This is a genomic window from Hydrogenophaga sp. T2, from assembly GCF_049843535.1.
Taxonomy (GTDB): Bacteria; Pseudomonadota; Gammaproteobacteria; order Burkholderiales; family Burkholderiaceae_C; genus Hydrogenophaga; species Hydrogenophaga crocea.
In genome coordinates, this window is sequence record NZ_JBBHZJ010000001.1 from 249,625 (window position 1) to 261,293 (window position 11,669).

An 11,669-nucleotide genomic window follows, 5' to 3' on the forward strand; every position below is an offset into this window, starting at 1 on the left:
GCCTCAGCGCGGCGCGAGCACCGCGAGCCGCAGGCCGTTTTCCTTCAGCTCCGCCAGCGGGTCGCGCCCTTCGGTCTGCAGCACGATGGCGCGCACCCCGGCCGCCGGCAGCGCGGCCTGCAGCGGCGCGGGCAACTCGCGGTGGTGCAGCGCGGCGGCCACGGAGGCCGCGCGCAGGCGCTGCACGAGCGCGGCCACCGCATCGGGCGTCCAGGCCTCGTCTTCCCGCACGTCGCTGCCCGCCAGGTCGAGGTTGAAGCCGCTCACCAGGTAGGCCAGCCGGTCCGACAGGCTGAACACCGTGAGGTTGGCCGCCGCGGCCAGGCGCGCTTCGCTCTGCGCCGCGACCGCGAGCACCTGCTGGCGCAGCGCGGCCGCGTTGGCCTGCAGGCGCGGCCGGGCATCGGGCGCCAGGCGCGACAGGTCGGCCGCGATCACGTCGGCCATGCGGCCCAGGTTCACCGGGTCGAGCCAGGGCAAGGCCGTGGCCGAGGCCGCGCCCTCGTGCAGCGCAATGCCCGGCAGCGAGGCGTCGAGCGGGCGCGCCGCGTCGATTTCGATCAGGCGGATGTTCTGCCGCCGCGCCAGCGGAAACAGCGGGTCGTCGGGCCAGATCGAACGCAGCGCCACCACGGCATCGGCCTGGCGCGCGGCCTGGGCCAGGCCCGCCGCGCCGCGACCCGTGAAGAAGGCGAGTTGCCGGTTGGCCGGCAGGCTTTCGGGCACAGGCCGCAGCATCGCGATGCCGCTGCCCTGCACCAGGGTCTGCGTGAGCGCAGCCACCACGGGGTGCGCCACGAGCACACGCATGGCGGCGCCTGCGGCCGGGTTGGCAGGCGCTGCAGGCTGCGCGTGCACAGCGGCCAGGGGCAGCGCGGCGAGCGCGGCGGGCGCGGCCAGCGCAAGAGAACGTCGGTGCAGGTTCATCCGGCGTGTCCTTTGAGGGCGGGCGTGAAGCCCCGAATCAGGGCCGCGAGCGCGAACAGCGCGCCGGCCGTGAGGATGATGGCCGCGCCCGAAGGCACGGGCAGTTCGAGCCCGATCGGCAACAGGATGCCGACCTGCGTGCTCAGCGTGGCGATCAGCACGCTGAGCCAGAAGAAGCCGCGCAGCGACAGGCTCAGCAGCCGCGCCGCGGCGGCCGGGATGATCAGCAGCGCACCCACCAGGATGGCGCCGATCACCTTCACCGAGGCCACGGTCACGAGCGTCACCAGCACCACGAAGAGGTAGTCGAGCAGCTTCACGCGCACACCGCGCACGCTGGCCAGTTGCGGGTTGAAGCTGGCCAGCATGAAGCGGTTGTAGAGCGGCACCGTGAGGCCCGCCACCAGCGCGGCCACGCCGATCAGCACCACCAGGTCGTGGCTGTCGACCGTGAGCACCGAGCCGAACAGCACGTTCTCGAGGATGTGGATGTTCACGCGGCCCGAGAGCACCAGCAGCAGGCTCGCACCCAGCGAGAGCGAGACCGCCAGAAACACGCCGATCAGCGTGTCGGGCGACAGGCCGGTGCGGTTGCGCAGGTAGTTGAGCAGCAGCCCGAACAGCGTGCAGTAGGCGAACAGGCTGCCATAGGGACCGGTGTAGGGCTCGCCGAGCAGGATGCCGATCGCCACGCCCGTGAGCGCGGCATGGCCCACGGCCTCGGAGAAGAAGGCCAGGCGCTTGACCACCACCAGCGTGCCCACGCCGCCGAGCACGGGCCCGATCACCAGGCCCGCGAGCACCGCATTGACCACGAAGCCATAGGCCAGCGACGCCGGCAGATGGCCGTGTTCGGCCAGGTGTTGAATGGCCTGGCGCAGGGCGTCGAGCGCGGCGGTCATGGCGTCACCTCTTCGGCGATCGCAGCCTCTTCTCGGCGCGAGCGGTGCGAGAACAGCGCGAGCACGCGCTCGGGCGTGAGCGTGGACGCGGGCGGGCCATCGAACAGCACCTGGCGGTTCAGACCGGTCACGTGGTCGGCCAGGCGCGAGACGGCATCCAGGTCGTGCTCGATCCAGAGCACGGTGACGCGGCTGGCGCGCCAGTGCGCCAGCAGGGCTTCGAACACGCGCATGCCGGCCTCGTCGAGGGCCGACATGGGCTCGTCGAGCAGGACCAGATCGGGCGCGGGCACGAGCGCCTGCGCGAGCAGCACGCGCTGGCGCTCGCCGCCCGACAGCGCGCCCATGCGGCGCTTCGATTTGTCGAGCATGCCCACCTGCTGCAGCGCGGCCTCCACGGGCGCCTTCCAGCGCCGCGACAGGCCCATGAGCACCGGCCGCTGCTGGCACAGGGCACCCATGAAGTCCATCACCGTCATGGGCAGGCCGGCGTCGAAAGCCAGGGCCTGGGGCACGTAGGCCACCACGCCCGGGCGTTCCCCGGGCCAGTGCAGCGCGATCTGCCCGTGGTGCGGCACCTGGCCCAGCAAGGCCTTGAACAGCGAGCTCTTGCCGCCCCCGTTGGGCCCCACGAGCGCGTGCACGCTGCCCGCGGCCACGCGCAGGCCGACATCGCGCAGGATGTCGGTGCGGCCCAGGGTGAGGGCCACGCGCTCGAAGGCGATGGCGGGACCGCCGGCTGCCTTCATGCGGCCTCCTGGATGGCGCGCACCACGGTGGCGAGGTTGCGCGCGATCTCCTGCTCGAATTTCTCGGCCGTGTACGGGCCGTGCGAGATGTGCGTGAGCGCGTACAGACGCACACCGGTCTCGCGGCGGATGGTGTCCACGTAGGCCGAGGGGAAGTCCATCTCCGAGAAGATCACCTTGACGTCGAGCGCGCGGATCTGGTCGATCGTGCCCTTGAGCTGTGCGGGACTGGGCTCGATGCCGTGCGCGGGTTCCACCACGGCCGCCACCTCGAGGCCGAACTCGCGCAGCAGGTAGTCGTAGGCGCCGTGGATGGTGGCGATGCGGAAATCGGCCCCCGGGGTCTGCGTGAGCCGGGCCAGCGCATCGGCGCGCAGCTTGCGCAGCTTCTGCGCGTAGGCGCGCGCATTCGCGGTGTACGCGGCGGCGTTGGCCGGATCGAGCGCGCCGAGTTCGCGCGCGATGGTGTTGACCTGCGAGATCGAGGCCGTCACCGACAGGAAGGTGTGCGGGTTCACCACCTTGCCCGAGGTACCGCGCCCCGCGCCCACGGCCGCCAGCAGCGGCACCTGGGCGTTGGCCTCGATCACCTTGAGGTCGGGCTTCTCGCTGGCCTTGATCATGCGGCCGGCGAAGTCGTCGTGCCCCACACCATTGAGCACGATGGCGTCGAGCGAGCCGATGCGCTTGATGTCTTCGGTGCGCGGCTCGTAGGCGTGCGGGTTGAAGCCCGCGGGAATCACGGGCACCACGTCGGCCAGCGGGCCCACGATGTTCGCGGTGTAGCTGTAGTACGGGTGCAGCGTGACGCCCACGCGCAGCCTTCGGGCGGTTTGCGCGCGCGCCGGAAGGGACAGCGCCAGCGGCGCCGCGGTGAGGGCCGACAGCACGCGGCGCCGGGACACGAACGGGATCTTGGGTGCTTGCATGGGGAAGGTCCGCAATGGAATGAGAAGCCGTTGCGCCGCGCTCAATGCGAGGCGTCCTTGCGCGTCACGCCCGCGTCGTAGCGGGTCACGACCTGGCGCCAGCCCTGGCGCATCAGCGCCGGATCGTCGAGCGCCTCGGGCCAGGCCGCCGCAGCGCTGTCGCCGTCTTCGCCGTCTTCGCCGTTTGCGCCGTTTGCGCCGTTTGCGCCGTCTTCGCGCTTGAGCCAGATCTCCACCTCGCCGCCGTGCGCGTGGGCCGCGCCGTCAGTGGGCACGCGCAACAGGAACGAGGCCGCCAGCTCGGGGGCCGCACTGCGGCCGATGTAGACCAGTTCGTGCGCCTGCGCGCGCAGGCGCCATTCGTGACCGCCGCGCGCGCGCGTTTCGGGGCCCTGGCTGAACGGGGGCAAACCCATCCCGCGCAACCGCTCGACGCCGGGGGCGGTCTGGTCGCTCTCGTGCAGCGCGGCGATTTCGTCGGCCGCCACCAGCAGGTCGGCGTGCACGCCCTGCTCGGCCGCGTTGAGTTGGGTGCGCGCGTCGATCTGGTGCGGTGCGAGCGCCGCTGCGGCCTGCGGTTGCGCGCGCACACCCACGACCAGGGCCGCGAGCGCGAGCACGGCGGCCGCGGCGAACGACACCCAAAGGGTCTCGTGGCCCGCGCCGGCGGGCCGCACCACCTGCACCGTCATGGCTTGACGTCGGTGTGGTCGACTTCGGTCGCGTGCTCGCCGCCGTCTTCCAGCCGCACGAAATACTCGCCCTCGGGCTTGCGGAAACTCCAGCTCGAGTCGCCGCCGAGCGTGCCCTTGGCGATCACGCGCTCGTCGTAGGCCTTCACGGCCACGGCCATGCCCGCCGCATCGCTGCCGTCGGAAAAACCGCCGACGCAACGCACCATCTGGTCGGCCGCGGGCTTGCAACTCAGCAGCAGGCTGTGCGCCGAGGACACACCGGGCAGGCCCAGCGCGGCCAGGCACACGGCGGGCGCCCACAGGCGCATCGGACGAAAAAGGTTCGGGGTCATGGGCGGGTGCGGGGTCGGTTCCGAGAAAGTCTGATCATAAATGAGAATTGTTATTACTCTTGAAGACCTGTGAGCGACCGTTGCCAATGCCGCACGCCTTGCAGCATCGGGCGCACAATCGCAACGTGATCAAAGCGCCGAGACCGAATTTTTCGGGGGCACTTCGATAATGAGAAATATTCTCGTTTAGAATGCCGGTACTGTCCGCCATGTCCACCACACACCTGCCCCTGGCGCACGACGCGCCCTTCGCCACCGGCGGCGCGCCGCGCCGCTTCAACCGCCGCCTCACCGTGGTGGGATCGGTGGTCGGGCTGCATGTGGCCGCGGTGTGGGCGCTGCAGACCGGCCTGCTGCATCGCGCGGCCGAGATGGTCCTGCCCGAGGTGCTGATGGCCGAGCTCATCGAGCCGCCCAAGCCGCTGGCCACCCCCGTGCCCGCGCCCGCACCGCCCACGCCGGTGGCCAAACCCCAAGCCCGGCCGCGGCCTGCCCCGGCGCCCGCGCCCCAGCCCCAACCGGTGCCACTGCCGGTGCAAAGCGAGCCCTCGCCCATCGCCCCCGCCGTGTCGCCACCCGAGCCCGCCCCGGTCGCCGCGGCACCGGCCCCACCCGCACCGCCTGCCCCACCGGCGCCACCCGCCCCGCCGGCGCCGCCGGCCGTGGTGCAGCCCCTCTTCAGCGCCGACTACCTGAACAACCCCGCGCCGGTGTACCCCGCGATCGCGCAGCGCTTGCGCCAGGAAGGGCGCGTGCTGCTGCATGTGCTGGTCGAACCCGACGGCCGCGCCGGCCGGGTCGAGGTGCTGCAGACCAGCGGCTTCGCGGTGCTCGACCAGACCGCGGTCACGGCCGTCAAACGCTGGCGCTTCGTGCCCGGCAAACGCGCTGGCACCCCCGAGGCCATGTGGGTCCGGGTGCCGCTGGAATTCAAGCTCGACCGATAAGCCTTAGCAACCTTCATCACGACCATGCCGACCGATATCGCTACCTCCGGCCTCGCCCACGTCTGGACCCAGGGTGACTGGGTCACCCGCAGCGTCGCTCTCGTGCTGCTGGCCATGTCGCTGACCACCTGGATCATCATCCTGTGGAAGGCGCTCGACGTGCGCGCCCACCGCGCCCAGGCGCGCGGCATCGAGGGCTTCTGGCACAGCAGCGACTTCACCGAGGCGCTCGACAAGCTCGGACCCGCCGAAGGCAACCCCTTCCGTGCCGCCGCCATCGAGGGCCGCGAAGCCGCGCGCCACATCACCCACCAGGACGGCGTGAGCCGCCCGCAGTTGCACGACAGCCTCGACGTGAGCGACTGGATCGAGCGCTCGCTGCGCAAGTCGGTCGACGACTCCACCGTGCGCGCCCAGGGCGGTCTGTCGGTGCTCGCGTCGGTGGCGTCCACCGCGCCTTTCGTGGGCCTGTTCGGCACCGTCTGGGGCATCTACCACGCGCTGCTGGGCATCGGCGCCTCGGGCCAGGTGTCGATCGACCAGGTGGCCGGACCGATCGGCGAGGCGCTGATCATGACCGCGCTGGGCCTGCTGGTGGCGATTCCGGCGGTGCTGGGATACAACGCCCTGGTGCGCGGCAACAAGGCGGTGCTGCACCAGCTCAACCGCTTCGCGCACGACCTGCACGCCTACCTCGTCACCGGTGCGCGCGTGAGCGCCGGCGGCGACGGCAAGGTGCTGCACATGAAACGGGGCTGATCCATGGCCATCGGAACGCAAGACAGCAGCGACGAGGTCATGGCGGAGATCAACATGATCCCGTTCATCGACGTGATGCTGGTGCTGTTGATCATCTTCATCATCACCGTGCCGGTGATCCAGCACGCGGTCAACATCGACCTGCCGCAGGCCAGCATCGAGAAGGTGCAGGACAAGCCCGAGAACATCCGCTTCTCGGTCGACGCCGACGGACACTACTTCTGGAACGAGCAGCGCGTGGCCGACGCCGAACTCGACGGCCTGCTGAGCGCCGCGGCGTCGCAGAACCCGCAGCCCGAGCTGCACATCCGCGGCGACAAGGCCGTGCGCTACGAGCGCGTGGCACTGGCCATGGCCGCGGCCCGCAAGGCGGGGCTGCGCAAGATCGGCTTCATCACCGAACCCACGCCCTGAACCCGGGGGCGCGGTTCGAACCCATCGTGGGGCGACCCGGGGAGTTCTTTGCCTCCCCGCGCGTCGTTTTTAGGCCAGCCAGGGGCCCCGGCAGGGGCCCGTTAGCCAGGCGTTTTTTTGACATTTCCCGGGCTTACAGGCCCAGCGCCGCGATGCCGGCGCGGGCGATCTGGGCGTCTTCGGTCGACTTGACGCCGCTCACGCCCACCGCACCCAGGCAGACGCCGTCCTTCATGATGGGCACGCCGCCCTCGAGCATGCCCTGCAGCGCGGGCGCGCTCAGGAACGAGGTGCGGCCCTGGTTGATCACGTCTTCGTAGACCTTGCTTTCGCGGCGGCCCATGGCGGCCGTGTGGGCCTTGGCGGGCGCGATGTGGGCCGACACCGGCGGCGCGCCGTCCAGGCGCTGCACCCACAGCAGGTGGCCGCCCGCGTCGACGATGGCGATGGTCACGGCCCATTGGTGGGCGAGGGCTTCTTTCTCGGCGGCTTCGGCGATCTTCTTGACGTCGGCGGCTTCGAGCAGGAACGAGGGCTTCATGGTTTCTTTCGCGGTGCGGTTGAAAAAGCGCGGAGGGCCCGAAGATAACCCGTTGATTCCCCACCCGGCGGTCAACACTGTTCGCACCGGCGGCGGGAACCTCGGGCACAATCCTGGAGTCTTACGTCAGACTTAAGGTTAAGGAGAACCACCATGTCAGACCATGTGCAAACCACCGGCCGCTTCGGTACCGCGGTCTCCGTCGGCGCCGCCGAGCGCAACCGCGTGCTGCGCAACACCTACTGGCTGCTGGCGCTGTCCATGCTGCCCACCGTGCTGGGCGCCTGGGTGGGCGTGGCCACGGGCATCACCGCCGGCCTGGGCGGCGGGCTGGGCCTGATCGTGTTCCTGGGCGGTGCCTTCGGCTTCATGTTCGCGATCGAGAAGACCAAGAACTCCGCCGCCGGCGTGCCCATCCTGCTGGCCTTCACCTTCTTCATGGGCCTGATGCTCTCGCGCCTGGTCGCCATGGTGCTGGGCTTCTCCAACGGCGCCAGCCTGATCATGACGGCCTTCGGCGGCACCGCGGCCATCTTCTTCGGCATGGCCTCGCTGTCCACGGTCATCAAGCGCGACCTCTCGAGCATGGGCAAGTTCCTGTTCATCGGCGCGATCATGTTGCTGGTGGCGGGCGTGGCCAACATCTTCATCCAGTCGAGCGCGCTGATGATCACGCTGTCGGTGCTGGCCATCGGCATCTTCTCGGCCTTCATCCTGTACGACCTCAAGCGCGTGCAGGACGGCGAGGAAACCAACTACATCACCGCCACCCTGGGCGTGTACCTGAGCCTGTACAACGTGTTCCAGAGCCTGCTCATGCTGCTGGGCGTGTTCGGCGGCGAGCGCGAGTGACCGGGCCGGTTTTCGCGACCTGAAACGGGGGCCTTCGGGCCCCTTTTTCATGGGCGCGGCCGGTCGGTTTTTCCGTCACGCGGCCGTCAAGTTCGGGGCGCTTCGGCCGAAACAGAAGACAAACCCCGGAACCACACCATGCGCCGCACCGCCCTGCTCCTGATCACCGCCACCAGCGCCCTGCTCGCCGGCTGCGATGCCCTGGGCATCGAGACCGCCACCGCGGTCAATGCGCGCAAGGAGGCCGAGGGCCGCGCCATCGGCAGCGCCTGCCGCCACGCGGTGCGCAGCATCGAATCGTGCTTCCAGTCGAACCCCAAGGCCGGCAAGGCCGCGGTGTTCGCGGGCTGGCGCGAGATGGACCAGTACATGCGCGACAACAACGTGGTCGGCATGCCCAGCGAGGGCGAGGCCGCACCCGCGGCCACCAAGGCCGAGGGCAGCAAGTCCTGACGGCCGCGCGGGCCGCGCAGGCCGCGCCTCAGGCGGCCGTGCCTGGCACCGCGGCCGGGTCGAGCTCGAACACCGCCATGCTTTCCACGTGCGCGGTGTGCGGGAACATGTTCACCGCCCCCGCCAGCACGCAACGGTAGCCCGCCTGGTGCACCAGCAGGCCGGCGTCGCGCGCCAGCGTGGCCGGGTTGCAGCTCACGTAGACGATGCGCCGCGGTGGCATCCAGTCGCCGCGCAGCGCGGGCTGCTGGTGCAGGTCGGCCAGTGCCTTGGCGAGCGCGAACGCGCCTTCACGCGGCGGGTCGACCAGCCACTTGTCGGCCGTGCCGTCGGCCACCAGCAGCTCGGGCGTCATCTCGAACAGGTTGCGCGCCGCGAAGCGCGTGGGCGCGAGCGGCTTGGCACGCCCCGCGGCGTTGCGTTGCAGGTTCTCGCGCGAGCGCGCCACCAGGGTCTCGCTGCCCTCGATGCCCAGCACCTCGCCCGCGGTGGTGGCGATGGGCAGCGTGAAATTGCCCAGGCCGCAGAACCAGTCGATCACGCGCTCGTGCGCCTGCGCGTCGAGCAGTCGCAGCGCGCGCGTGACCAGCACGCGGTTGATGGCCGGGTTCACCTGCGTGAAGTCGGTGGGCTTGAAGGGCATGGTGATGCCGAACTCGGGCAGGCCGTAGGCCAGCGGCTCGCCACCTTCGTCGAGCAGGCGCACGGTGTCGGGGCCCTTGGCCTGCAGCCACCACTGCACGCCGTGCTGCTGACCAAAGGCGCGCAGGCGCGCCAGGTCGTCCTCGCTCAGCGGTTCGAGGTGGCGCAGCACCAGCGCGGTCACGGTGTCGCCCGCGGCGAGCTCGATCTGCGGGCAGGTCTCGCGCGCGTCCAGGCCGAAGATCAGCTCGCGCAGCGGGGCCAGCATGGCGCTCACGTGCGGCGGCAGCACCGGGCACACGCCCATGTCGGCCACGTAGCGGCTCTTGCGCTCGTGAAAGCCGATCAGGACCACGCCCTTCTTGTGCACGTGGCGCACCGACAGGCGCGCGCGGTAGCGGTAGCCCCAGGTGGGGCCTTCGATGGGACGCAGCAGGGTCTCGGCCTTCACCTTGCCCAGGTGCCAGAGGTTGTCCTCGAGCACGCGCTGCTTGATCGCCACTTGCGCCGAGGGGTGCAGGTGCTGCATCTTGCAGCCGCCGCAGGCGCCCGCGTGCAGGCCGAAGTGCGGGCAGCCGGGCCGCACGCGCTGCGAGGACTCGCGGTGGATGACCGTGGCGGTGGCGGCCTCCCAGTTGTTCTTCTTGCGGTGCACCGACACGCTGACCTGCTCGAAGGGCAGCGCGCCTTCGATGAAGACGACCTTGCCGTCGGCGCGGTGGGCGATGCCCTGGGCCTCGATGTCGAGCGATTCGACGGCCAGCGAGCCTTCGGGGTAGGGAGCGGGAATGGGATGGGGGACGTCAGCGGACATCCCGCGATTGTCTCAGGCCGGCCAGGCGGCCAGGTATTCCTGCCAGTGCGCTTCGTTGGGCGCGAGGCCGGCCAGGGTTTCCTTCACGAAGGCGATCTCGCGCTCGTACTCGGGCGGCGTGAAGCCGCCCCGCATCTGCTGGAAGCGGCAGTAGAGCAGGTAGGTGTTCATCACGTCGGTCTCGCAGTAGCGGCGGATCTCGTCGGTCTGCCCCGCGAGGTATTGCGCGTACACCTGCGAGCCGTCCATGCCCAGCTTGCCCGGGAAGCCGCAGAGCTTGGCCATGGCGTCCAGCGGCGCATTGTTCTTGGGCGAGTACATGGCCAGCAGGTCCATCAGGTCGAGGTGGCGCATGTGGTAACGACCGATGTAGTTGTTCCACTTGAAGTCGCGGTCGTCCTCGCCCATGTCCCAGTACTTGCTGGCCTCCACGCCGTGGCGCAGGCCGCGGTAGTGCAGCACGGGCAGGTCGAAGCCGCCGCCGTTCCAGCTCACGAGCTGCGGCACCTTCTTCTCGATGGTGCGGAAGAAGGTCTGGATGACCTTGCCCTCCTGGCTCACGCCCTCGGGCTCGCGGTCGACGAAGGAATGGATCTGCAGGCCTTCGGCGCTGCGGAACACGCAGCTGATGACCAGCACGCGCTGCAGGTGCAGCGGCATGAAGTCGCTCTGGCCCTTCTCTTTGCGCTCGGCCAGCCAGGCCGCGTACACCTGCTCGTCGGTGTCGGCCGGCGCGCTGCCGCGCAGCGCGCGCAGGCCCGCGACGTCGGGGATCGACTCGATGTCGAAGACGAGGACGGGCCAGGCCAAACCGGCGCTCAGCGTTTGGGCAGGTAGGCCAGCGGATCGACCGGCTTGCCCAGGCGGCGCACCTCGAAGTGCAGCTTCACGCGGTCGGCATCGCTGCTGCCCATCTCGGCGATCTTCTGGCCCTGGCGCACGGCCTGGTCTTCACGCACCAGCAGCGCCTGGTTGTGCGCGTAGGCCGTGAGGTAGGTGTTGTTGTGCTTGAGGATGATGAGGTTGCCGTAGCCGCGCAGGCCGGCGCCCGCGTACACCACGTGGCCGTCGGCCGCGGCGAGCACCGGGTCGCCGACCTTGCCGGCGATGCTCACGCCCTTGTTGTTGACCTCGTCGAAATTGCTCACCACCTGGCCGTTGGCGGGCCACACGAAGCGGATGTCGTCGCCCGAGGCGGCCGGCGCGGGCGCGGGGGCCGGTGCGGGCGCCGGGGCCGGTGCCGGCGCGGCGGCCGGGCTGGTTTCGCTCAGCGGGCGCGGCGTGACGCCGCTGGAGGCGACAGGCGCCGTCGACGGGCCGCTGGCCGCGGCGGGCGCCGGGGCGGGCGCGCTGGCGGCCGTGGGCGGCACCACGCGCAGCTGCTGGCCGACCTCGATCGCGTTGGGGTTGGCCAGGTTGTTCCAGGCCGCGACGTCGCGCCAGCTCTGGCCGGCATTGAGGGCAATGCGGTACAGCGTGTCGCCGGCCTGCACCGTGACGTAGCCGGGACGCGCCGCCGCCGCTTCGGCGGGCGCAGCGGCCGGCGCCGAGGCCGCGGGACGCGAGGTGCCGCGGTCCTCGACCGGGGCCGGGCGTGCCACGCGCTGGGCGCAGCCGACGCTCACGAGCAGGGCGGCGCCCAGCATCGACCAGGCCAGGGCCCGGCCGGCGGTCCATCCCTGCGCGGGGTTGCGGCCCGGCTCGCGCAAAGTG

General features: G+C 70.6%; 15 protein-coding genes. 5 read left to right on the forward strand and 10 right to left on the reverse strand.

The features are described from left to right. Positions 1-3: 3 nt before the first annotated feature. Genes WDZ95_RS01145 through WDZ95_RS01170 form a run of 6 tightly spaced genes read right to left on the reverse strand, consistent with a single transcriptional unit; the run spans position 4 to position 4,534 of the window. Entirely contained in the window at positions 4-927 is a 924-nt protein-coding gene (locus tag WDZ95_RS01145) for a metal ABC transporter solute-binding protein, Zn/Mn family (RefSeq protein ID WP_425775887.1), read from the reverse strand. After that, on the reverse strand, positions 924-1,829 hold the full coding sequence (locus WDZ95_RS01150) for a metal ABC transporter permease (protein ID WP_425775888.1): 906 nt from the start codon (positions 1,827-1,829) through the stop codon (positions 924-926). The genes WDZ95_RS01145 and WDZ95_RS01150 overlap by 4 nt, the downstream gene beginning before the upstream one ends. Then, positions 1,826-2,578: a metal ABC transporter ATP-binding protein gene (locus tag WDZ95_RS01155; RefSeq protein ID WP_425775889.1), complete on the reverse strand. Its 753-nt coding sequence runs from the start codon at positions 2,576-2,578 to the stop codon at positions 1,826-1,828. Before WDZ95_RS01155 ends, WDZ95_RS01150 begins: the two co-directional genes overlap by 4 nt. Next, on the reverse strand, positions 2,575-3,507 hold the full coding sequence (locus tag WDZ95_RS01160) for a metal ABC transporter solute-binding protein, Zn/Mn family (RefSeq protein ID WP_425775890.1): 933 nt from the start codon (positions 3,505-3,507) through the stop codon (positions 2,575-2,577). The genes WDZ95_RS01155 and WDZ95_RS01160 overlap by 4 nt, the downstream gene beginning before the upstream one ends. A gap of 41 nt (positions 3,508-3,548) precedes the next feature. Next, positions 3,549-4,199, reverse strand: coding sequence for a DUF6162 family protein (locus WDZ95_RS01165; protein ID WP_425775891.1), 651 nt, complete (start codon positions 4,197-4,199; stop codon positions 3,549-3,551). Further along, complete coding sequence (locus WDZ95_RS01170) at positions 4,196-4,534, reverse strand: hypothetical protein (protein WP_425775892.1); 339 nt, start codon at positions 4,532-4,534, stop codon at positions 4,196-4,198. The genes WDZ95_RS01165 and WDZ95_RS01170 overlap by 4 nt, the downstream gene beginning before the upstream one ends. 209 nt (positions 4,535-4,743) lie before the next feature. Between WDZ95_RS01170 and WDZ95_RS01175 the strand changes: the two genes are divergently transcribed. The 3 genes from WDZ95_RS01175 to WDZ95_RS01185 are packed head-to-tail and all read left to right on the forward strand — an operon-like array spanning position 4,744 to position 6,654. Then, positions 4,744-5,481: an energy transducer TonB gene (locus tag WDZ95_RS01175; protein WP_425775893.1), complete on the forward strand. Its 738-nt coding sequence runs from the start codon at positions 4,744-4,746 to the stop codon at positions 5,479-5,481. 24 nt (positions 5,482-5,505) lie between these two features. Beyond that, positions 5,506-6,240 carry a MotA/TolQ/ExbB proton channel family protein gene (locus WDZ95_RS01180; protein ID WP_166226972.1) on the forward strand — a complete coding sequence of 245 codons (735 nt, stop codon included), beginning with the start codon at positions 5,506-5,508 and terminating at the stop codon, positions 6,238-6,240. Positions 6,241-6,243: 3 nt separating this feature from the next. Beyond that, positions 6,244-6,654 (forward strand): ExbD/TolR family protein, encoded by a 411-nt coding sequence (locus tag WDZ95_RS01185; protein ID WP_425775894.1) that lies wholly within the window; start codon positions 6,244-6,246, stop codon positions 6,652-6,654. Positions 6,655-6,787: 133 nt separating this feature from the next. Here the strand turns inward: WDZ95_RS01185 and WDZ95_RS01190 are convergent, their stop codons facing one another. Beyond that, positions 6,788-7,195 (reverse strand): GlcG/HbpS family heme-binding protein, encoded by a 408-nt coding sequence (locus tag WDZ95_RS01190; protein ID WP_166226974.1) that lies wholly within the window; start codon positions 7,193-7,195, stop codon positions 6,788-6,790. Positions 7,196-7,348: 153 nt separating this feature from the next. Here WDZ95_RS01190 and WDZ95_RS01195 point away from each other — a divergent pair, with 153 nt between their 5' ends. Both WDZ95_RS01195 and WDZ95_RS01200 read left to right on the forward strand, forming a co-directional pair. Then, positions 7,349-8,047, forward strand: a complete 699-nt coding sequence (locus tag WDZ95_RS01195; RefSeq protein ID WP_166226975.1) for a Bax inhibitor-1/YccA family protein — start codon at positions 7,349-7,351, stop codon at positions 8,045-8,047. Between the two features lie 138 nt (positions 8,048-8,185). Further along, on the forward strand, positions 8,186-8,500 hold the full coding sequence (locus WDZ95_RS01200) for a hypothetical protein (protein WP_425775895.1): 315 nt from the start codon (positions 8,186-8,188) through the stop codon (positions 8,498-8,500). A 28-nt stretch (positions 8,501-8,528) separates the two neighbouring features. On the opposite strand, the gene rlmD is transcribed toward WDZ95_RS01200, so the two are convergent. From rlmD to WDZ95_RS01215, 3 genes are read right to left on the reverse strand one after another with little or no spacing between them, the layout of a single operon-like run. Continuing rightward, complete coding sequence (gene rlmD / locus WDZ95_RS01205; protein WP_425775896.1) at positions 8,529-9,956, reverse strand: 23S rRNA (uracil(1939)-C(5))-methyltransferase RlmD; 1,428 nt, start codon at positions 9,954-9,956, stop codon at positions 8,529-8,531. Between the two features lie 12 nt (positions 9,957-9,968). Beyond that, a complete protein-coding gene (locus WDZ95_RS01210) occupies positions 9,969-10,766 on the reverse strand; it encodes a 3'-5' exonuclease (RefSeq protein ID WP_425775897.1) in 798 nt (265 codons plus the stop codon). An 8-nt stretch (positions 10,767-10,774) separates the two neighbouring features. Beyond that, a complete protein-coding gene (locus WDZ95_RS01215) occupies positions 10,775-11,602 on the reverse strand; it encodes a peptidoglycan DD-metalloendopeptidase family protein (RefSeq protein WP_425776237.1) in 828 nt (275 codons plus the stop codon). Positions 11,603-11,669 lie beyond the last annotated feature (67 nt).

What these genes read in the sequence shown, in the direction of transcription:
- WDZ95_RS01145 (WP_425775887.1), bottom strand. Translation starts at nt 927, where the DNA reads ATGAACCTGCACCGACGTTCTCTTGCGCTGGCCGCGCCCGCCGCGCTC.
- WDZ95_RS01150 (WP_425775888.1), bottom strand. Translation starts at nt 1,829, where the DNA reads ATGACCGCCGCGCTCGACGCCCTGCGCCAGGCCATTCAACACCTGGCC.
- WDZ95_RS01155 (WP_425775889.1), bottom strand. Translation starts at nt 2,578, where the DNA reads ATGAAGGCAGCCGGCGGTCCCGCCATCGCCTTCGAGCGCGTGGCCCTC.
- WDZ95_RS01160 (WP_425775890.1), bottom strand. Translation starts at nt 3,507, where the DNA reads ATGCAAGCACCCAAGATCCCGTTCGTGTCCCGGCGCCGCGTGCTGTCG.
- WDZ95_RS01165 (WP_425775891.1), bottom strand. Translation starts at nt 4,199, where the DNA reads ATGACGGTGCAGGTGGTGCGGCCCGCCGGCGCGGGCCACGAGACCCTT.
- WDZ95_RS01170 (WP_425775892.1), bottom strand. Translation starts at nt 4,534, where the DNA reads ATGACCCCGAACCTTTTTCGTCCGATGCGCCTGTGGGCGCCCGCCGTG.
- WDZ95_RS01175 (WP_425775893.1), top strand. Translation starts at nt 4,744, where the DNA reads ATGTCCACCACACACCTGCCCCTGGCGCACGACGCGCCCTTCGCCACC.
- WDZ95_RS01180 (WP_166226972.1), top strand. Translation starts at nt 5,506, where the DNA reads ATGCCGACCGATATCGCTACCTCCGGCCTCGCCCACGTCTGGACCCAG.
- WDZ95_RS01185 (WP_425775894.1), top strand. Translation starts at nt 6,244, where the DNA reads ATGGCCATCGGAACGCAAGACAGCAGCGACGAGGTCATGGCGGAGATC.
- WDZ95_RS01190 (WP_166226974.1), bottom strand. Translation starts at nt 7,195, where the DNA reads ATGAAGCCCTCGTTCCTGCTCGAAGCCGCCGACGTCAAGAAGATCGCC.
- WDZ95_RS01195 (WP_166226975.1), top strand. Translation starts at nt 7,349, where the DNA reads ATGTCAGACCATGTGCAAACCACCGGCCGCTTCGGTACCGCGGTCTCC.
- WDZ95_RS01200 (WP_425775895.1), top strand. Translation starts at nt 8,186, where the DNA reads ATGCGCCGCACCGCCCTGCTCCTGATCACCGCCACCAGCGCCCTGCTC.
- rlmD (WP_425775896.1), bottom strand. Translation starts at nt 9,956, where the DNA reads ATGTCCGCTGACGTCCCCCATCCCATTCCCGCTCCCTACCCCGAAGGC.
- WDZ95_RS01215 (WP_425776237.1), bottom strand. Translation starts at nt 11,602, where the DNA reads ATGCTGGGCGCCGCCCTGCTCGTGAGCGTCGGCTGCGCCCAGCGCGTG.